The organism is Xanthomonas sp. WHRI 6108 (assembly GCF_040202385.2).
Lineage (GTDB): Bacteria > Pseudomonadota > Gammaproteobacteria > Xanthomonadales > Xanthomonadaceae > Xanthomonas > Xanthomonas arboricola.
In genome coordinates this window covers 3,200,294-3,220,195 of record NZ_CP168198.1, presented here as the reverse complement: position 1 = coordinate 3,220,195, position 19,902 = coordinate 3,200,294, and the positions used below count along the sequence as shown (strand labels likewise).

At 66.1% G+C, this 19,902-nt stretch carries 19 protein-coding genes; 3 read left to right on the top strand and 16 right to left on the bottom strand.

What is annotated here, in order from left to right:
• Nucleotides 1-45: 45 nt before the first annotated feature.
• Together ABQ039_RS13580 and ABQ039_RS13575 are read right to left on the bottom strand one after the other, a co-directional pair.
• A complete protein-coding gene (locus ABQ039_RS13580; protein WP_006452367.1) occupies nt 46-318 on the bottom strand; it encodes a GlsB/YeaQ/YmgE family stress response membrane protein in 273 nt (90 codons plus the stop codon).
• Between the two features lie 169 nt (nt 319-487).
• Complete coding sequence (locus tag ABQ039_RS13575) at nt 488-1,981, bottom strand: M20 family metallopeptidase (RefSeq protein WP_349778031.1); 1,494 nt, start codon at nt 1,979-1,981, stop codon at nt 488-490.
• A gap of 157 nt (nt 1,982-2,138) precedes the next feature.
• Between ABQ039_RS13575 and ABQ039_RS13570 the strand changes: the two genes are divergently transcribed.
• From ABQ039_RS13570 to xopAW, 3 genes are all read left to right on the top strand, one after another.
• Nucleotides 2,139-2,513, top strand: coding sequence for a helix-hairpin-helix domain-containing protein (locus ABQ039_RS13570; RefSeq protein ID WP_016904771.1), 375 nt, complete (start codon nt 2,139-2,141; stop codon nt 2,511-2,513).
• A gap of 360 nt (nt 2,514-2,873) precedes the next feature.
• A complete protein-coding gene (locus ABQ039_RS13565) occupies nt 2,874-3,683 on the top strand; it encodes a HutD family protein (RefSeq protein ID WP_349778032.1) in 810 nt (269 codons plus the stop codon).
• A 152-nt stretch (nt 3,684-3,835) separates the two neighbouring features.
• Complete coding sequence (gene xopAW, locus ABQ039_RS13560; protein ID WP_102251588.1) at nt 3,836-4,501, top strand: EF-hand domain-containing protein; 666 nt, start codon at nt 3,836-3,838, stop codon at nt 4,499-4,501.
• Between the two features lie 170 nt (nt 4,502-4,671).
• Here the strand turns inward: xopAW and ABQ039_RS13555 are convergent, their stop codons facing one another.
• The 14 genes from ABQ039_RS13555 to sufB form a co-directional block, all read right to left on the bottom strand.
• Entirely contained in the window at nt 4,672-6,444 is a 1,773-nt protein-coding gene (locus ABQ039_RS13555; RefSeq protein ID WP_349778033.1) for a flavodoxin domain-containing protein, read from the bottom strand.
• Complete coding sequence (locus ABQ039_RS13550) at nt 6,441-7,415, bottom strand: FAD:protein FMN transferase (protein ID WP_349778034.1); 975 nt, start codon at nt 7,413-7,415, stop codon at nt 6,441-6,443. Before ABQ039_RS13550 ends, ABQ039_RS13555 begins: the two co-directional genes overlap by 4 nt.
• A gap of 67 nt (nt 7,416-7,482) precedes the next feature.
• Nucleotides 7,483-8,286 (bottom strand): DUF4198 domain-containing protein, encoded by an 804-nt coding sequence (locus ABQ039_RS13545; protein WP_126965869.1) that lies wholly within the window; start codon nt 8,284-8,286, stop codon nt 7,483-7,485.
• Between the two features lie 171 nt (nt 8,287-8,457).
• Nucleotides 8,458-8,973 (bottom strand): DUF2271 domain-containing protein, encoded by a 516-nt coding sequence (locus tag ABQ039_RS13540; protein WP_039519819.1) that lies wholly within the window; start codon nt 8,971-8,973, stop codon nt 8,458-8,460.
• Nucleotides 8,974-8,995: 22 nt separating this feature from the next.
• A complete protein-coding gene (locus tag ABQ039_RS13535) occupies nt 8,996-9,634 on the bottom strand; it encodes a PepSY-associated TM helix domain-containing protein (RefSeq protein WP_184608932.1) in 639 nt (212 codons plus the stop codon).
• A 7-nt stretch (nt 9,635-9,641) separates the two neighbouring features.
• Nucleotides 9,642-10,367, bottom strand: coding sequence for a tetratricopeptide repeat protein (locus ABQ039_RS13530; RefSeq protein ID WP_184608935.1), 726 nt, complete (start codon nt 10,365-10,367; stop codon nt 9,642-9,644).
• Nucleotides 10,360-11,046, bottom strand: a complete 687-nt coding sequence (locus ABQ039_RS13525; RefSeq protein WP_047126919.1) for a Fe2+-dependent dioxygenase — start codon at nt 11,044-11,046, stop codon at nt 10,360-10,362. Before ABQ039_RS13525 ends, ABQ039_RS13530 begins: the two co-directional genes overlap by 8 nt.
• A 48-nt stretch (nt 11,047-11,094) precedes the next feature.
• Entirely contained in the window at nt 11,095-13,413 is a 2,319-nt protein-coding gene (locus tag ABQ039_RS13520) for a TonB-dependent siderophore receptor (RefSeq protein ID WP_047126918.1), read from the bottom strand.
• A 567-nt stretch (nt 13,414-13,980) separates the two neighbouring features.
• Complete coding sequence (locus ABQ039_RS13515) at nt 13,981-14,310, bottom strand: non-heme iron oxygenase ferredoxin subunit (RefSeq protein ID WP_184608938.1); 330 nt, start codon at nt 14,308-14,310, stop codon at nt 13,981-13,983.
• Complete coding sequence (locus tag ABQ039_RS13510) at nt 14,307-14,846, bottom strand: GNAT family N-acetyltransferase (protein ID WP_102581297.1); 540 nt, start codon at nt 14,844-14,846, stop codon at nt 14,307-14,309. Before ABQ039_RS13510 ends, ABQ039_RS13515 begins: the two co-directional genes overlap by 4 nt.
• Before the next feature lie 205 nt (nt 14,847-15,051).
• Nucleotides 15,052-16,296 carry a cysteine desulfurase gene (locus ABQ039_RS13505; RefSeq protein WP_104543136.1) on the bottom strand — a complete coding sequence of 415 codons (1,245 nt, stop codon included), beginning with the start codon at nt 16,294-16,296 and terminating at the stop codon, nt 15,052-15,054.
• Nucleotides 16,293-17,555, bottom strand: a complete 1,263-nt coding sequence (sufD, locus tag ABQ039_RS13500) for a Fe-S cluster assembly protein SufD (RefSeq protein WP_024938769.1) — start codon at nt 17,553-17,555, stop codon at nt 16,293-16,295. Before sufD ends, ABQ039_RS13505 begins: the two co-directional genes overlap by 4 nt.
• Entirely contained in the window at nt 17,555-18,319 is a 765-nt protein-coding gene (sufC, locus tag ABQ039_RS13495) for a Fe-S cluster assembly ATPase SufC (RefSeq protein WP_039519836.1), read from the bottom strand. The genes sufD and sufC overlap by 1 nt, the downstream gene beginning before the upstream one ends.
• A 109-nt stretch (nt 18,320-18,428) precedes the next feature.
• Nucleotides 18,429-19,886, bottom strand: a complete 1,458-nt coding sequence (gene sufB, locus ABQ039_RS13490; RefSeq protein ID WP_024938771.1) for a Fe-S cluster assembly protein SufB — start codon at nt 19,884-19,886, stop codon at nt 18,429-18,431.
• Nucleotides 19,887-19,902: the final 16 nt, after the last annotated feature.

Sequence of the window (19,902 nt, the reverse complement as noted above, 5' to 3'; positions counted from 1 at the left end):
GTCGTGAAGTGAAGCGCAGCCAGGTCGGCAGCGACGCCGGGTCGATCAACGCTTGCTGCCGCTGAACAGCCGCAGCAGCGCCAGGATCGCGATCGCACCCAGCAACGCACCGAGGAAACCGGCCGGTTCGCCGGCGTGGTACCAGCCCATGTAGCGGCCGAACCAACTGGCCACCACTGCACCGGCGATGCCCAGCACGATGGTCAGCAGGCAACCCAGTCGCTGCGTGCCGGGCGTGATGAAACGCGCCAGCAGCCCGACCACGAAGCCGACCAGAATGATGTAAAGCCAGCTGTCGCTACCGAAGAGATTGTTCATCGCAGGCACCGAGGGAAGTGGGAGCGGCAGACTAGCATTCGCCGCTACGGCAACCACATGGGCAGCACCGACTGCGACGAAGGCGTTGGGGTTATGTCCATGCGCGTGCCGCAGCGCACGGCAATGCCACTGGGCCGCCCCGGCATGCGCGGGGCGGTCCAGGGGTCAATCAGCAGCAGCCATGGCCGCCATGACGGGTGCCGCTGTCGGCAGCCACCGGCGAGCCGCTGGTCTCGCCGCGCAGGCAGGCGGCGTGATGCTCTGCGAGCACCTTGGACACGCAGGCCGTGACCCGCTTGCCCATCGGGATGTGCAGGAACTCGTTGGGGCCATGCGCATTGGAATGCGGGCCGAGCACGCCGGTGATCATGAACTGCGCGCCGGGGAACTTCTCGCCCAGCATGCCCATGAACGGGATCGAGCCGCCTTCGCCCATGTACATCGCCGGCTTGTCGAAGAACGCCAGGCTGGCGTCGTCGATGGCTTTTGCCAGCCATGGCGCCATCTCGGGCGCATTCCAGCCCGATGAGGCCTTTTCCAGTTCCAGGGTCACCTGTGCGCCGTTGGGTGGGTCGCGCAGCAAGGCCTCTTTCAGCAGTTCGCCACAGGCCTTGCCGTCGGCGGTCGGCGGCAGGCGCAGCGACAGCTTCACCGCGGTCTGCGGACGCAGCACGTTGCCGGCCGACGCCAGCGGCGGCATGCCATCCACACCGGTGATCGACAGCGCCGGGCGCCAGGTGCGGTTCAACACCAGCTCGGTGAGGTCGTCGTGCATCGGCACCAGGCCCTCGACCATCGGGAATTTGTCGAAGATGGCGCTATCCAGCGTCGCCGCCGCGGCCTTGGCCTGCGCCAGCCGTTCGGCCGGCACCTGCACATGCAATCCCTCCAGCAGGATGCGGCCGCTGGCTTCGTCCTCGATCCGCGACAGCAACTGGCGCAGCAGGCGGAAGCTGGACGGCACCACGCCGGAGGCATCGCCCGAATGCACGCCTTCCTCCAGCACCTTCACGCTCAGGTTGCCGCCGGTCAGCCCGCGCAGCGAGGTGGTGCACCACAGCTGCTCATAGTTGCCGCAGCCCGAATCCAGGCACACCACCAGCGATGGCTTGCCGATGCGTGCGGCCAGATGGTCGACGTAGGCCGGCAGGTCGTAGCTGCCGGATTCCTCGCAGGCCTCAATCAGTACCACGCAGCGCGCATGCGGCAGGCCCTGGGTGCGCAGCGCCAGTACCGCCGCCAGCGAACCGAAGATCGCGTAACCATCGTCGGCGCCACCGCGGCCGTACAGCTTGTCGTCGCGCAGCACCGGCTCCCATGGGCCGAGGTCCGCATCCCAGCCGGTCATTTCCGGCTGCTTGTCCAGGTGGCCGTACAGCAGCACGGTATCGTCGCCCGATTCGGCACCGGTTGCCGGAATCTCGATGAAGATCAACGGCGTGCGGCCTTCCAGGCGCACCACCTCGACCTGCATGCCCTCGATCGCCTGCGCGCGCGCCCAGGTTTCCATCAGGGTGACCGCCTGCTCCATATAGCCGTGCGCGATCCAATCGGCGTCGAACATCGGCGATTTATTGGGGATGCGAATGTAATCGACCAATTGCGGGACGATCTCGCGGTCCCAGGTGTCGCTGATGAATTGGTCGATCTTGGCGCTGTCCATGGAGGCTCCGAATACGTGACGTAATGGCACATTCTACGCCCGTGCCTGGGGGTAGGTATTTCCCTACAAGGCGGCGCGCAGTTCACCGGCTGTGTGAAAAGTTCGTTGGCGATAGGATTGCTGCATGTGGCGCGGGACACTGGCTCGGCCGGCAGGAATGCTGGCTAGGACCATCACCCAAGCCACAAGGAGCGTTGCAATGAAGTCATTTACCGTAGCCCTGAAGTCCCTGCTACTGGCGTTGCTGTTGTCCTCGAATGCGTATGCACTCGATAAGGTCGATATCAACACCGCGTCTGCTGAGGAATTGGACAAGGTGCTGACGAACGTCGGGCGATCAAAAGCCGAGGCAATCGTCGAGCACCGACAGGCAAACGGTCCCTTCAAGAGTGCCGAGGAACTGGCACTGGTCAAGGGCATCGGACTCAAGACGGTCGAACGGAATCGAGACCTGATCGAAGTGGGAGCCACGATGGCTCCCGCCAAGAAGGCTGCCAAGGGGGCGGCGGTGAAACCGGTGGGACGGCGTTAACGGGAAAGGATCCGAGATACGGTTCGACGCGAGGATGCGTGGCCGCAACCTAACTGGACAGGATGTCTGGGGGATGGCTGGAAGCCGACAAGGACGTGGAATCGCCCGGTGTTGCACTTGGATGTGCAGCCGGGCGTTTTTCGTTTTGGGTCCGCGTGGGTTGCGAGCGCACGCAAGCATCGATGACTGCGGGAAACCAGCGCCCTCCGCATGAAGCGCTACTCACTCCGTGAGGCACCAGCCGCTTCGTGGGTATCGGCCACACCCTCGAGTTGAAACTTGGCATTGAGGCTCAGGCACTTCAGTAGCCCTGAAGCACCGCATGACGGCTTGGCGCCGCGCTTGCGGCACAATGCGCCCATGCAGCTGACAGACCTGAGCAGCCGGGTGATTCCGGCCACCGAGTACCGCCGTGAGCGGTGGCGCAATCAACTGGGCTGGACGCGCGAGATCCTGCGCCTCGGCGACGCTGATGCGTGGTCGCTACGCCTGTCGATTGCCGAGATCGAGCAGGATGCGGCGTTTTCCGCGTTCCCGGGCATCGATCGCGAGCTGGTGCTGTTGCACGGCAATGGCATGCGGCTGCAGTTTGGCGATGCTGTCAGCGGTAGGGTCAGCGACACCGACACAAGCACAGGCAACGACACCAGCACAGGCACCGGTGCAGGCATTGGCATCGGCACGGCTACTGGCGGCGGCGTCAGCAAAAGCGACAGCGGCAGTGGCAATTGCAATGGCAATAAGGCCAGTGGCGGCGACCAGGGCGACCAGGGCGACCATGCCGCCGGCGCCGCTGCCGACGTTCCTGGCAGCAGTCATCGCAGCTGCGAGTTGCTGCCGCCGCACCAGCGCGTCCGATTTGCAGGCGAGGAAACGGTACATGCCACGCTGCTCGACGGGCCGACCCAGGATTTCAACCTGATGTGGCGGCGCGATCGGCTGCAGACCGAACTGCTGCACCGGCCGCTGGTCGGCACCATGCTGTTTTTCGCCGACCCGCGCAGCGCCTGGGCGATCCACCTGCTGGCAGGCCAGGCCAGCTTCGGGCGCGAGAGTGGCCTGCCACCACTGGCTGCCGGCGATACCGCGTGGCTGAGTGCCTCCACACGCACGCGCCATGTGCTCGACGGCGGCGGCGAGCTGCTGGCGATCCGGGTGAGCCCGGTCTAGGGCCTTTCACGTATCTGCGAGCAGGGCGCGCCTCCTGGCACGCGCCCGGATGCATTCGTGTCAAGGCAGACAAGCGACGGCATCGCTGTGCCAACTGGCTAGGGAACAGTGCAGGCGCCGGGAGTGGTTCCGGCAATTCCAGGGGGAAACCAATGAGTACCATCAGCTCGGTCGGAGCCGGCTATGCCGCCTACACGTCCTATGCAAGCCGCAGTGCGACCACCGGCAACGCCGCATCCGCCGCACAGGCGGAAAAAACCAATCCGCTGACGCAGCTGTTCAAATCCATCGATAGCGACAGCGATGGCAGCCTGACCGCGTCCGAGCTATCGACCGCGCTGTCGTCCAATAGCGATGACGACAGCAAGATCGACATCGACGGGTTGCTGAGCATGCTCGATCAGGATGGTGGCGGCACCGTCAGCGAGAGCGAACTGGCGCAGGCCTTGCCGCCGCCTCCGCCACCGCCGGGTGAGCAAGGACAGGATGTGCAGTCCTTGTTTGCCGGCCTGGACAGCGATGGCGACGACAGTGTCAGCAGCGGTGAATTGAGCACGCTGGTCAATGGCGACAGTGCGTCGAGCACGCAGCTGCTTGACTTGCTCGACAGCGACAAGAGCGGGGCGCTGAGTCTGCAGGAACTGCAGGAAGCGATGCAGCCACGCGATCCGCCGCCGCGACCGCCGTCATCGGCCGATGCATCCAGCAGCGACGGCACACAGCAGGCCTATGCAGCGTTGATGCAGATGGCCGTGGGGCAGTACCGCAGCATTGGCGGCAGCGCGACAACGAGCAATCTGGTCGATCTGGCAGCGTAATGCGGTGATCGAGAGAGAATGGGGAAGCCGGAGCGCGGTCCTGGATCAGCCGGTGCGTCTAGCGCGCAGCCACCGCAAGCAGGGATGTTGCGGATTTCAGCAGCAGACGCGCTGTGAGTGTCTGCGTAATCGCTTTGTTGAGCGCTTTTGGCGGTGCCGCGTGCGATGGTTCAGTACACGTCGCGGCGATAGCGCCCGCTGCCCAGCAGTTCCTGTCTGACATCGGCTCCGAGGATGCAATCCAGCGTGCGGTCGAGTTCGGGTGCCATGCCGCGCAGGCTGCCGCAGACGTAGATGCAGGCACCTTGATCGATCCAATGACGCAGGCGATCGGCGGCGGCGGCCAGTGCGTGTTGGACGTAATGCGGTGGCTGTGGTTGATCGCGCGAGTAGACAAGCTCCAGACGTTCGATCCAGCCGTCCTGATGCCACTGCTGCAACTCGTCGGCATACAGCGCGTCGTGCGCGGCATTGCGTTCGCCGAACAGCAGCCAGTTGCGCCGCGCGCCGGCTGCGATGCGTGCACGCAGATGCGCGCGCAGACCGGCGATGCCGGTGCCATTGCCGATCAGCAGCATTGGCTGGTCGGGTGCGGGCGGGTGGAAGCCGGGGTTGCTGCGCAGGCGCAGCGCGATGGCTGCGCCGATCGGTGCATGGACGCAGAGCCAGCCGCTACCCAGCCCCAGGCTGCCGTCGGCGTGCCGATGCTCGCGTACCAGCAGTTCTGCATGGCCTTCCTCGGGAATGGAGGCAAGCGAATAGTCGCGATGGGGCAGGGTGACCAAACTGCGCACCAACGCATCTGCGTCCAGTGGTGAAGTTGTGCCTTTGGCTGTTCCCGTAGCTGTATCAGTGCCTTTACCTGTGTCCGTAGTTGGGTCGATTCTGACTTCGGCATCGGCATCGGCATCGGCATCGGCACCAGCACCAGCACCAGCACTATGGCTGAGACTGGCACCTGCACCCACATCGATACCGAGAGCGGCATCGGCATCGATGGGAAGTTGTGCGCTGCCGAGCCAGTCGCGCAGGGGACGGCCGTCGATCTGCTGCGCGCCATCGTAGTGGTTACGCCGCAGCCAGGACTCCACCGCATCCGGGGCGTGACGCGGTGCGATCTCCGCGATATCGCCTGCGCTCCACTGCAGCAATGCGCCATCGCATGGCGTCAGGCGCAGCCGGTAAATCGGCGCACCCGCACTGCCGGGATTGACGTGGACACGTTCGCGTAGCTGCCAGGTGGTGTAGGTGGGCAGGCTCCAGTCGGGTTGCGTCGCCAGTGCGGGTGCCAGTTCCGCCAGACAGCGTTGCCAGTGCTGCAGGGCGTTGGGGTCAGCGTTATCGACCTCGATGCGTTCGAACAGGCGAGTGGCGCCGCGCGCCTGCAGGCGATCGTCGAGGCGTCGGCCGAACGCGCAGTAGTGCGCGTAACCACGGTCGCCAAGCGCCAGCACTGCGTACTGCACCGCCGTCAGATCCTGCGCGTGGTGGGCACGCCAGGCGCGCTCGGCGGCCTGCGCATGGTCGGGCGCATCGCCTTCGCCGGTGGTGCTGACGATGCACAGCAGCCGCGGCACGCGTGCGAGTTGATCGCTATCGACGGCTTCGATCGGCAGCGCATGCGCGCCGACGCCGGCCGATTGCAGCGCGGCAACGCTGCGTTGCGCCAGCTCACGCGCAAATCCGGTCTGGCTTGCCCAGACGATCAACACGCCGCTAGCGTCTGCGCGTTGTGCGCCGACGCGCTTGCGGGCACGCAGCAGCACGACCGCGCACAGGCCCAGATACATTGCCAGGCCGAGCGCTGCCAGTTGCCAGCGATGCGGCGTGGGTGGGCTCCACCATGCGCCCTCATGCAGGCCGGCCAGCCAGCCAACGATGACCGCAAGCGCCAGCAGAGCCAGCCCGTTGCCCAGCCACACGCGTGAGGTGGTGTTGCTCATGACGCGGACAGGTGGCGTTCGAATGCCGGGCTCATGGATTCGAGCAGGATGCCGTCCTTGCGTGCAAGGAATCGCACGGCCAGCTCCGCCTTGCGTGCATGGGCAAGACCGGCATCGACGCCAAGCACGGTCATCGCGGTGGCCCAGGCATCGGCCTGCATCGCATCGGGCGCGAGTACGGTGACCGCCGCAGGGGCATGCGGAACGGGCGCGCCGGTGCGTGGGTCGAAGGTGTGCGTATAGCGTGTGCCGTCGGCATCGAAGCGGTGCCAGCGATCGCCGGAGGTGGCGACCGCCAGACCGTCCAGCACCAGCACGCGTGCCGGCAGCGCGCTGCCGGCATCTTCGTCGGGGGCGGATTCGACCAGCACGCGCCACGCGCTGGCATCGGGCTTGCGTCCGTAGCCGAACAATTCGCCGCCGACCTCGATCAATGCACTGTCGATACCCGACTGCAGCAATGCGCGATGCACGCAGTCCACACCGAAGCCCTTGGCGATGCCGGACAGATCCAGCGCCGCTGCGCCCGGCTGCAGCACCCGCTTGCCATCCAGCTGCAGGCGTTGCCAGCCGCAACGCAGGCTCGCCAATGCGATCGCCTGCGCTTCCGGCACACGCCGGCGCGTGCCGGCGGCGCCGAAGCCCCATAGCTCGACCATCGGGCCAACCGTGGGATCGAAGGCACCCTCGCTGGCCTGTGCGGTCTCCAATGCTGCGCTCAGCACTGCGTGGAATTCGTCGGGCAGGTGATGCCAGCTGCCCGCCGGTGCGCGGTTGTAATGGCTGATATCCGAATCGGCCTCCCAGGTACTCATCTGCGCGACCACGCGATCCAGCGCGGCCTGGATGCACGCATGCAAGGGGTGCAGATCGCGTCCGCGCGGCGCCACCAGCTTCACGCTCCAGGTGGTGCCCATGCTGCGGCCGCCGAGCGTGGCAATGGCGTGGTCGGCGGAAGACGATGCGGACATGGACGGACCTTATGAAGATGGGGCGGCAGGGTGCACGCTGCGTGCACTCCTGCCGCGTGCCGGCAGATTACTGCGGCAACACTTCCAGAGTGGCGACATAGCCCAGGCGGCGCTGCTTGGCCTGCGGCAGCGAGGTCTTGGTGTCTTCGGTGGTGGTTTCCAGCCAGTACATGCCCGGTTCCGGCCAGGTCACGCTGAAGCCGCCCTTGGCATCGGTTTTGAGCTTGATCTCGTTCTGCGCATCGCGATAGCGGGTGCCGCCGCGCACGATCTCTACCTCCAGCCCGGCGGCCGGTTTGCCATCCAGCTGCAGCGTGAATTGCGCCGCTTCGCCGGCGACCAGATCGTTGGGATGAGTCACCGGAATCAACTCGATGCCCTTGCCGGCGGGCTTGAAGACCGTGGTGGTCGGCGCACCGCGGGTGACGAAGGTCTCCACCCGGTTGAAGGACTGCGAGACCTGTAGATCCTGCGCGTTCTTCGGCACCTCGGTGGCGAAGCGGGCTTCGTCGCCACGCCAGCGCTTGGGCTTGCCGTCTTCCTTCCAGCTGGCGAACAGGCCGGCATTGACGATGCTCAGCTTGTAGGTGCCGGGCTGGGTGAGCTGCAGGTCGAACACGCTGCGGTACTTGCCGGTGGCCGGATTTTCCGGCTTGAGCGCGCTGCCATCGGGCGCGGTGATGCTCAGGTTGTCCAGGCGCAGCGGCACGTGGTTGAAGTAGAACAGGTCGTTGGACACCGCTGCATCCACGGTGATCCACGGCGCCTCACCGGCGATGACGGTCTGCGACGGCAGCAACCAGGCCTTGTGGGCGAGTGCGCTGAGCGGCAGTGCGGCGAGCATGGCGATCAGGACGAGCGAACGTTTCATGACAACTCCTTGAAGGACGATGAGGACGGTGGGTCACGTGTCTGATCAGCGCGCAGGTATGGCGCTGCGTGGATGCGTGGGAAGCGAATGTGTCTGGCAACGCGATGCATTGCGCAGCTGCGCCGTGGCCGGCCGCGTGTGCTGCGCGCGGCCGCCACCAGCAGGCAATGCTCAGGGTTTGGCGACCAGGCTGATGGCGCCGAGCTCGCTGCTGCCGCTGGCCTTGGCGGTCTGCGCAGACTTTGCCGGCCAGGTAAAGGGCACCTTGACCAGCTCGCGGCCGCCGACCTCGCGCGCGGCTTCCACCACCAGCGTGTACTGGCCGGGCGGCAGCGACTTCAATGCGCCCTTGGTGTCGGAGAACGACAGCGCATGCGCGCCGGCCGGACGGGTGGGGCCGGTGACGCCGTCGACCGGCACCTCGAGGGTGCGCCCGCTCTTGCGCCACCACTGGCGCAGGTCCGGCAGCCACTTGGTGCCGTGGCCTTCGGCGGTGTCCTTGGATTGATACCAGACGGCCAGATTGGCGGCGACCTTCTGGTCCGCACCTTCCAGCCAGATCGCCACATACGGGCGGTGATATTCGGCGACGTTGAGCTTGGGGATCTCGACGTTGATGTCGAGCGTGGCGGCGTATGCCGGCATGGCGAGCAGGCCGCTCAGGGCGATGGTCAGGGTGGCGCGCATGATCGTCTCCGGTAGGAAAAAGTCAGTGGATCAACAGCAGGGCGAGCAGCAACGGAATCAGCAGACCCAGGCCGACCAATGGCCAGGTCATGCGGCGCTGGCGGGCATGCAGATGCAGCAGGAACAGCCCGGTGATGCAGAACACCAGGCAGGCGATGGCGAACACGTCGATGAACCAGCCCCAGGCCGGCCCGGCATTGCGTCCCTTGTGCAGATCGTTGAGATAGGCGATGGCGCCGCGCCCGGTACGCTCGTATTCGATCGCGCCGGTGCTGCGGTCCAGGCTCAGCCAGGCATCGCCGCCAGGACGCGGCAGCGCCAGATACACCTCGTCGGCCGACCATTCGCCCGCGCGCGTGCCGATGCTGATGTCCAGCTCACGCTCCAGCCACTGCGCCACGCGTGGCGGCAGCGGGGCATCGCCGTCCTCGCGGCTGCCCAGGGACTTCAGCAGGGCCGGCGGCAGCGTGAGCGTGCGGTGTTCGGTCGAGGGGCTGGCTTCGATGCGCGCGGCATGGTTCAAGGTCAGCCCGGTGATGGTGAACAGCAGCATGCCGATCAGGCACAGCGCCGAACTGATCCAATGCCATTGATGCAGCATGCGCAGCCAGAAACCGCGGCGTTGCTGGGTGGTGGCAAGAGTGTCGTTGGAGGTCGCCATGGCGCGCTCAGGCCACACCCGCCGCAAGCGACGGCTGCAGGTAAGATTGCCGCGCGGCCACTTCGCCCAGCAACGCGCGCAGACGTGGCTGCGTTGCACCCGCCAGCAATGGCGTGAGTTGTTGCAGGAAGCCGGCATGCCCGCCGGCGATCGCACGGCGCATCCATCGCTCGGCCTGATCGATGTCGCCGGCGTCTGCGAGCAAGGTCGCGTAACCGGCCTGGCCGCGGAAATCGCCGGCTTCGGCGGAACGTCGGTACCAATGGCGCGCGGCGACCGGATCGGCAGCGCAGGCCAGGCCCTGGTCGAGATAGCGTGCCACGAAGTTCATCGATTTGGCATGTCCGCGTTCGGCGGCGGTGCGATACAGCGCCAACGCCTGCGCGTGGTCCTGCGCCACGCCGCGGCCGGAGCCGTACAGATGGGCGAGGTTGTACATGCCCCAATCCAGCCCGTGCTCGGCGGCGCGGCGGTACCACAGCGCCGCCAGCACCTCATTGCACGCGGTGCCGAAGCCCAGTTCGTGGCAGCGCCCCAGCTGGTTCATCGCTTCCGCATGCCCGGCATTGGCGGCGACCTCGTACCACAGCATCGCCATGGCCGGATCGGCGGGGATGCCCCGGCCTTCGGCGTAGAGCTGGGCGAGCAGCAGTTGCGCGGCCAGATCCTGGCGCTCGGCGGCCTTGCGCAGCAGCTCGATCAACTGCGCCGGGTCCAGTGCGGGCTCAGACATCGGCCCATTGCCGCAACAGGTTGTGATACACGCCGGTGAGCTGGATCAGCGACGGATGGCCAGGGGTGTCCTGGGTGAGCCGCCGGATCGACACATCCAGTTCGAACAGCAGGCGACGCTGCGCATCGTCGCGCAGCATGCTTTGGGTCCAGAAGAAACAGGCGACACGCGCGCCGCGGGTCACCGGCATCACCCGATGCAGGCTGGTGCCGGGATAGATCACCAGGTGCCCGGCCGGCAGCTTCACCGACTGCGTGCCGTAGGTGTCTTCGATCACCAGCTCGCCGCCGTCGTAGCTGTCCGGGTCGCTGAGAAACAAGGTAGCGGAGACATCGGTGCGCACGGGATCTGCGCCGCCGCGACTGCGGTCGTAGCGGATCGCATTGTCGACGTGGTAGCCGAACGATTGCCCGCCGCTGTAGCGATTGAACAGCGGCGGATAGATGCGCCGCGGCAAGACCGCCGAAAAGAATGTACTGCTGCGTGAGAGCGCGTCCAGTACCAGCGCGCTGGCCTCGCGTGCGACGGCGCTGTCTTCGGGCAGTTGTGCGTTGTCCTTGGCCTGCGCCGACTGATGGCCGGCGGTGATGCGGCCGTCTGCCCAGTCGGCCGCGTCCAGCCGCGCGCGCAGCTCGGCGAGCTGGGCGGGGCTGAGAACATCGGGAATGGGCAGCAACATGCGGTGGTCTCCACGCCGCCCGCGTTGTGCGGGCGGCGTGTCAGTGGGTCAGAAACTGAAGGTGGCGCTCAACACCGCCGAGCGGCCTTCGCCCGGAAGCGCCCAGCCACTGCCGGCGGTGACGGTGCCGGCCGCATTGACGGTGAGGTTGTTGCGCACGCTGGTGTAGTACTCCTCGTCGAACAGGTTGTTGACGTTCAACTGCAGGCTGAGCCAGTCGTTGACGCGCAGGCCGACCATCGCGCGGTGCACCCAGTAGTCGTCGGTCTTGCGATAGGCCGCGGCCGAGGCGTTGTTGGGATAGAAACCGCCCTGGTAGGTGACGCCGTAGCCGAAGGTCCACTGATTGAGCGTGTAGGTGGTCCAGATGTTGCCGGCATTGCGCGGGGTCTGCACCAGGTCGCGTCCGGCCACCGGGTCGCCGGTGAGGCTCTCGGTGCGGTTGGACACGCTCTGCAGCACTTCGCTGTCCAGGAAGGTGTAGTTGGCGAAGATCGACCAGCGGTCGGTCAGGTAACCGGCGGCGCCGAGCGCGATGCCGTCCACCCGTGCCTTGCCGTCCAGCACCTGCTCGGGGATCAGCGGATCGCCGCTGTTGACCTTGTAGTTTTCGCGCTCGTTGCGGAACAGCGCAGCGGTCAGTGCCAGACGCTGGTCCAGCACGTCCCACTTGCCGCCCAGTTCGATGTTGACCGCCGTCTCCGGTTCGACATTGCAGTTGGCACCGGCCGTGGCCGTGGCGATCGGCGTGCACGAGCCGTTGACCGAGGCCTTGGACGGGGTCTTGCTGTTGGCGTAGGACAGATACAGGCTGGCGTTCTCAGCCGGCTTGAATACCAGGCCGGCACGATACGAGAACAGGTCCTCTTCGCTGCCGGCCGGGAAGCCCGCGCTCACACCAGTGACGTTGCCGGCAGCGTTGACGGTGTAGGTGGTGCTGTCGCCTTCGTTGTGCTCGTAGCGGCCGCCCAGGTTGAGCATCCATTGTTCGTTGAACTGCAGCGTGTCGAACAGGTACACCGCCTGATTGGTCAGGCTGCCCTTGCTGCGCCCGGTGCGGAAGTAATTCTGCGGGCCGGTCCAGATGTTGTACGGATTGTCGAAGGACTGCACCGGGTAGGTGATGCCGGTGGTGGAGCCATCGGCATTGCGGAAGGTGGTGCCGCTATTGAGTTCGAAGTCTTCCTTGCTGAAGGCCACGCCTGCGACCACACGGTGCTCTATGGCGCCGGTGTGCAGGGTGGCGGTCAGGTCGGTCTGGCTGTGCGCGATGAAGTTTTCCGTCTCGCGGACCAGGCCGCGCGGGCCGCTGTTGGGGTTCCAGCTGGCCGCCGGCTGGCCGACGCAGGCGCGGCCGGTGTACGGGTCGGTGCCGTTGGGCAGGCACCAGGTGCCCTGCGGTGCGGTGGCATTGGTGGTCTGGTCGACGCGCTGCACGCGCGCCAGGCTGCGCAGTTTGACGTTGTCGTCGAAATCCATTTCCAGCACGCCGGTCAGCATGTCCACGTCGATTTCCTGACGCGAGGTATTGCGGTAACCGAAGAAGGTTTCCGGGTCCACGCCCGGCAGCGGGCCATCGTTGAACGGGCTGAGCGCGAACGGCACGCCGTATTGCGGCAGGTTGTTGTCGTGCTGGTGCAGGTAGCTCAGGGTGAAGCGGGTATCCGAGCCCAGGCCGAACGCCACCGACGGTGCAAAGCCCCAGCGATGACGGAACTCCTCATCGCGCCCCGGCACGTCCTGGGTGTGGCCCATCGCGTTCAGGCGCACCGCGGTGCCGTTTTCGAAGTCGTAATTGCTGTCGGCAGTCAGCCGGCCATAGCGGTCGCTGCCGCCACCGACCACGACGTTGGTGAAGTCGCCCTGGCCGGCGGTCTTGGTGACCAGATTGATGTTGCCGCCAACCGAGCCGGCGCCGGACATCGCCGAGTTGGCGCCGTTGATCAGCTCCACCGCTTCCAGGTTGAAGGTGTCACTGCGGCTGTACTGCGCGCTGTCGCGCACGCCATCGGTGGTGATGTCGCTGCTGGCGGTGAAGCCGCGCAGGTTGATGCTGTCGCCATAGCCACCGCCGCCTTCGCCGGCGCCGAAGGTGATACCGGGCAGGGTGCTCAGCACATCGCGCAGCGACAGCAGGTTCTGCTGGTCCATGGTCTGCTTGGTCACCACGGTGATCGTCTGCGGCGTGTCGCGCAGCACCTCGGTGTACTTGGGCGAGGACGGCTTCTGCGCGCGTTCCTGCTGCACCCGGATGGCGTCCAGATCGACCGCGCCCGGAGGCGCCGGCGCATCGCCAGGCTGGGCGAGGGCAGGAGCGGACAGCGTCAGCAACACGGCCGAAGTGAGCGGGGAAATCCTGGGAGTCATGAGGCGTCTCGGAGAAGAAAGAGAGGCTCCGGCCTGGCGATGGCTCGGCGGATGCGGGATGGGAAGGCAGATCGGGGAACGCGCGCCCGCTAGCCGGAGGCGGCCAGTCGGCCGGACCAGTCTCCGGACACGCACAGGCGCTGCGCAGCAAGGCGCATGCGGGGCAGGATCGGGAAAAAAGTGTCGAGCAGAGCTGGGCGCATGGGGATCGCAGGGCAGGCCAGTTGTTAAGAAGGCCTGAAGGGCTGCGATCTTAAATGCAAATCATTCTTCTTTGCAATCTTTGTCGGCTGGTACCACGCACCGGGCAATTGCGCTGGCTGAGCGTCAGGCCTTTGCGGCACTCAATGCAGGCTTGAATGGGGAACCACGCGGGTTTGCGCCTGCTGGTGGGCCGAGGTGTCGCTTGCACGACTTGTCGCGCTCGCTGGCGTGGCAGCGCATCCTTTTCCTGCGGGGCGCGGATCTGCGCACGCCGGGCACGCGCCGAACGGGACGGGACTGCGGATCAGCGTCCTGAGCGGTCTGCGCTCATGGCGGCCGTGTCACGCACGGGTCCGGCTGGTGTCAGCGGTCGTCGCGGGTCCAGATGCCGCCGTGTTCGCGCTTGACCGGGAACTTGGGCACCGCGGTGTAGGCCGGTGCGCACAGCGGGCGGCCGTCGCGGATGCCGAAGCGGGCGCTGTGCAGCAGGCACTCGATGCTGCCTTCTGCCGGGTCGAACGTACCCGGCGACAATTCGTAGTCTTCGTGGCTGCAGCGGTCTTCCAGCGCGTACAGCTCGCCGTCGAGGTTGAAGATGACGATCGGGGTGTCGGTCACCTCATCCCAGACGGTCTGCAGTTCGCCGGGCAGCAGCGCCTCGCTGGCGCAGACGAAGGTCCAGGTGTCGCTCACGGCGCTGCGCCGCCAAGCGGTTTTTCCAGCACCTCGAAGCGCAGGTCCTGGCGCAGCGGCACGCCGAAACGCGCGTCGCCATACGGGAACGGTTTGAAGACGCCGGTGCGGCGATACCCGCGTCGCTCGTAGAACGCGATCAGCTCATCGCGGATGTCGATCACCGTCATGCGCATCACCGGCAGCTGCCACTCGGTGTAGGCGATACGCTCGGCCTCGGCCAGCAGCGTCTTGCCCAGCCCGCCGCCCTGCAGCGAGGGATCCACCGCAAACATGCCGAAGTAGCCGGCACCGTGGTCGTCGGCGATATGCGCGCAGGCCCGCAGGCGCCCGTCCTGTTCGACCAGCAGCACCAGGCTGCGGTCGCGCAACAGGTCCTCGCGCAGCACCGCGGGATCGATCCGCGCGCCGTCGAGAAAATCGGCCTCGGTGGTCCAGCCAACGCGGCTGACATCGCCGCGATAGGCCGAGGTCACCAGCGACACAAGGGCGTCGATGTCGTCGACGGTGGCGGTACGGAAGGTGGTGGTCTGCATGGGAGCAGTTTAGCGGGAGTCGTGATTGGGGATTCGTAAAAGCGCGAGAACGCTGTTTCTTGCACCGTGTCGGATGTCCGGATTGGGGCGTTGCTCTGTGTCTTGCCATGGGCACGTGCGCCAACGCACAGAGGTCTGGCGCACGCGCTGCAAGGCGGCGAAGGGGTCTTCCGAATCCCCAATGCCGAATCCCCAATCACCGCCGTCAACCCAGCAGGCGACGCACCTTCACCAACGCAGCAACGAAGCGCTCGATCTCGTCATGCGTGTTGTAGAACGCCAGCGAGGCACGGCAGGTGGCGGCGACGCCGTAGTACTGCAGCAGCGGGTGCGCGCAGTGCTGGCCCGAGCGGACCGCGACGCCTTCCAGGTCGAGCAGGGTGGCCAGGTCGTGGGCATGCGCGCCTTCGATCAGGAACGACACCACCGCGGCCTTGTCCGGCGTGGTGCCGAAGATGCGCAGGCCGTCGATGCGCTGCAGTTCTTCGGTGAAATGCGCCAGCAGCTCGGCTTCGCGCGCTTCCACGTGCGCCAGCCCGACCGATTCCAGGTAATCGACTGCCGCGCCCAGGCCGATGAAACCGGCGATGTTGGGGGTGCCGGCTTCGAACTTGTGCGGGGCATCGTTGAACACCGTGCCCTCGAAACTGACTTCCTTGATCATCTCGCCGCCGCCCAGGAACGGCGGCATCGCCTGCAGGTGTTCGCGCCGTGCCCACAGCGCGCCGGTGCCAGTGGGCCCGCACATCTTGTGGCCGGTGATGGCGTAGAAATCGCAGCCGATGCCGGCCACGTCGATACGCCGATGCGGCGCGGCCTGCGAGCCGTCCACCACGGTGACGATGCCGCGCTTGCGCGCCTCGCGGCAGATCTCGCGCACCGGATTGACCGTGCCCAGCACATTGGACACATGCGTGATCGCCAGCAGCTTGACTTCCGGCGTCATCGCCTTGCGCAAGGCGTCCAGATCCAGCGCGCCGTCCGGGGTGATCTCGGCCACGCGAATGGTCGCGCCGGTGCGTTGCGCCACCAGCTGCCACGGCACGATGTTGGCGTGGTGCTCCATGCGCGAAATCAGGATCACATCGCCAACGCCCAGGCGCGGCAGCGCCCAGGAATAGGCCACCAGATTGATCGCAAAGGTCGTGCCGCTGCACAGCACCAGTTCGTCGGCGCGCACGTTGAGAAAGCGGGCGAGCTTGCTGCGCGCGCCTTCGAAGGCGTCGGTGGCCTCGGTGCCCAGCGCATGCACCGCGCGGCTCACATTGGCGTTCTGACGACGATAGAACTCGTCGGTCGCGGCGATGACCTGAAGCGGCTTCTGCCCGGTGTTGGCGTTGTCGAAATAGATCAGCGGCTTGCCATGCACCTGCCGCATCAACAACGGGAAATCCGAGCGCACGCGCTCCCAGTCCGGCGCGGCCAGTTGCGTGGCGGCGGGCGCGTTCATGCCACGCCTGCCGAGGCCAGTGCGCGGTCCAGCTGCAGCGCCAGCACCGCAGTCAGCGCGGCGGGGAGCACGCGCAGCGGCTCATGGCAGAACGCCGCGCTCAACAAACGCTGCGCCTCGGCCTGCGGCAGGCCGCGCGAGCGCAGATAGAACAAGGCATTGTCGTCGAGCTGGCCGACGGTGGCGCCATGCGCGGCCTGCACTTCCTCGGCATCGATCACCAGCACCGGCTGGGTGTCGATCTCGGCGTTGGCCGACAGCAGCAGATTCTTGTTCGACAGCCGCGCGTCGGTGCCATCGGCGCCGGGACGGATGTTGATGCCGCCGTGGAAGACCACCCGGCTGCGATCGGCACCCACGCCGCGCCAGACCAGCTCGCAGGTGGTGTCGCGTGCGATGTGCGCGATGCCCAGCCGTGTATCGACATGGCGGCGGCCGTTGCCGAGCAGCACGCCATTGGCGGTGAGCTGGGCATTGTTGCCCTCCAGGCGCACGTTGAGCTCGTGGCGCGACAGGTTGGCACCCAGTTCCAGGTCCACGCGCTGGTAGCGCGCATTGCGTGCCAGCACCGCATCGGTGCGCAGCAGCGACGTTGCGTGTGCACTGTCGGCCTGCACGCGCGCATGCGACAACACCGCATCCTGGGCCAGATGCACATGCATCAGGCTGTTGTGCAGATGCGCGGCATCGCCGACATGCAGGTGGTGCTCGACCACGTTCAGTGCCGCACCGGCACGCAGTTCGATCAGGTGACGGTGGTGCCAGGACAGGTCGTGCTCGCCGGCCACGCCGATGAAGACCAGATGCAGCGGCGTCTCGATCTGCGCGCCGTCCTGCACGCGCACCAGCACGCCTTCGTCGGCAAGTGCGGCGTTGAGGCGCGCAAAGATTTCATCGCTGCCGTCGAAACGGCGGCCGAGCAACTGCTGCGCCTCGTCGCCGGCGGCCAGCGACGCTGACAAGGTGTCCAGCTGCACGCCGTCCGGCAGTGTCGACAGGTCGCTCAATGCGTCGGACGGGCGGCCGTTGACGAACACCAGCCGCGGGGACGGGATCTCGTCCAGCAGCGCGGCATCGATCAGCGTCGGCACCAGCGGCGCGGGCTGGAAGCTGCGCCGCTCCAGCTGCCGCAGCGAGGTGTACTTCCAGGCTTCGGCGCGCGGGCCGGGCAGGCCGGCCTGCAGCGCGGCATCGAGTTCGACCCGGCGCGCATCGTTACCGCTGAAGCCGCGGGCGAGGGATTCCAGCAGGGCGCTCATCAGGCAGCCGCCTCGGGCACTACGCGGTCCTTGAGGAAGTGGTAGCCGTGCTTTTCCAGCTCCAGCGCCAGTTCCGGGCCGCCGCTCTGCACGATGCGGCCTTCGGCCAGCACATGCACCACGTCCGGGGTGATGTAGTCGAGCAGGCGCTGATAGTGGGTGATCACCAGGAACGAACGCTCCGGCGAGCGCAGCGCGTTGACGCCGTCGGCCACGCTCTTGAGCGCATCGATGTCCAGTCCCGAATCAGTCTCGTCCAGGATGGCGAGCTTGGGCTCGAGCACGGCCAGCTGGAAGATCTCGTTGCGCTTCTTTTCGCCACCGGAGAAGCCTTCGTTGACGCCGCGATGCAGCAGCTCGTCCTTCAGATGCAGCACGGCCAGCTTCTGCCGCACCAGCTTGAGGAACTGCATCGAGTCCAGCTCGTCTTCGCCACGCGCCTTGCGCTGCGCATTGAGTGCGGCACGCAGGAAGTAGGTGTTGTTGACGCCGGGAATTTCCACCGGGTACTGGAAGGCCAGGAACAGGCCGGCGGCCGCGCGTTCTTCCGGCGGCAGCTCGAGCAGGTCCTTGCCTTCGAACTGCACGGTGCCGGCGCTGACCTCATAGCCGTCGCGCCCGGCCAGCACGTTGCCCAGCGTGGATTTGCCCGCGCCGTTGGGCCCCATGATGGCGTGCACCTGTCCCGGCTGGATGTCCAGCGACAGGCCCTTGAGGATGTCTTTGCCGGCAATGCTGGCGTGGAGGTTGTTGATCGTAAGCATGGGATTGGTTATTCGAAATTTGGGATTGGTAACAGCAGAAGAGCCGGGATGGCAGGGAGCGGGACGTTGCGAATCTCCAATCTCCAATGCCGAATCCCTGCAGGCAGCGTCAGCCGACGCTGCCTTCCAGCGAGACTTCCAGCAGCTTCTTGGCTTCCACCGCGAACTCCATCGGCAGCTCGCGGAATACCTGCTTGCAGAAGCCGTCGACGATCAGCGACACCGCGTCTTCCTGGCTGATGCCGCGCGCGCGGCAATAGAACAGCTGGTCGTCGCTGATCTTGGAGGTGGTGGCCTCGTGCTCGACGGTGGCGCCGGGATTCTTCACCTCGATATAGGGGAAGGTGTGCGCGCCGCACTGCTTGCCGATCAACAACGAGTCGCACTGGGTGTAGTTGCGCGCGCCGTCGGCATTGCGGTCCACCTTGACCAGACCGCGATAGGTGTTCTGTCCGCGGCCTGCACTGATGCCCTTGCTGACGATCTTGCTCTTGGTGCGCTTGCCGATGTGGATCATCTTGGTGCCGGTGTCGGCCTGCTGACGGTGATGGGTCAGCGCCACCGAGTGGAACTCGCCGACCGAGTCGTCGCCGATCAGCACGCAGGACGGATACTTCCAGGTGATCGCCGAGCCGGTTTCGACCTGGGTCCAGGTGACCTTGCTGCGCGCGCCACGGCATTCGGCACGCTTGGTGACGAAGTTGTAGATGCCGCCGCGGCCTTCCTCGTCACCCGGGTACCAGTTCTGCACGGTCGAATACTTGATCTCGGCATCTTCCAGCGCCACCAGCTCGACCACCGCCGCGTGCAGCTGGTTTTCATCGCGCATTGGCGCGGTGCAGCCTTCCAGATACGACACGTAGGCCTTGTCCTCGCACACGATCAGGGTGCGCTCGAACTGCCCGGTGTGGCCGGCATTGATGCGGAAATAGGTGCTCAGTTCCATCGGGCAACGCACGCCCGCAGGAATGAACACGAAGCTGCCGTCGGAGAACACCGCCGAGTTGAGCGCGGCGAAATAATTGTCGCCGACCGGCACCACGCTGCCCAGATACTGTTTGACGATCTCCGGATGTTCCTTGATCGCTTCGGACATCGAGCAGAAGATCACGCCCTTTTCGGCCAGTTCCTTGCGGAAGGTGGTGCCGACCGAGACCGAGTCGAACACCGCATCCACCGCCACGCCGGCCAGCCGGGCGCGCTCGTGCAACGGCACGCCGAGCTTGTCGTAGGTGTCGAGCAGTTCCTTGGGCACGTCGTCCAGCGAGGCGTACTTCGGGCCCTTGGGCGCGGAGTAATAGCTCAGCGCCTGGAAGTCGATCGGCGAGACCTTCAGCTTCGCCCATTCCGGCATCGGCATCTTCAGCCAGTGCCGATACGCCTCAAGACGCCAGTCGGTCATCCATTGCGGCTCGTCCTTCTTGGCCGACAAGGCACGGATGACGTCCTCGTCCAGGCCGGGTGGGAGCGAGTCCGATTCGATCTCGGTGATGAAGCCGGCGTCATAGCGTCGGCCCAGCCGTTCGATAATTTCGGCATTCTGCGGGGGTGCAAGTTCGGTGGCCATCGGGCTGCCTACAGGG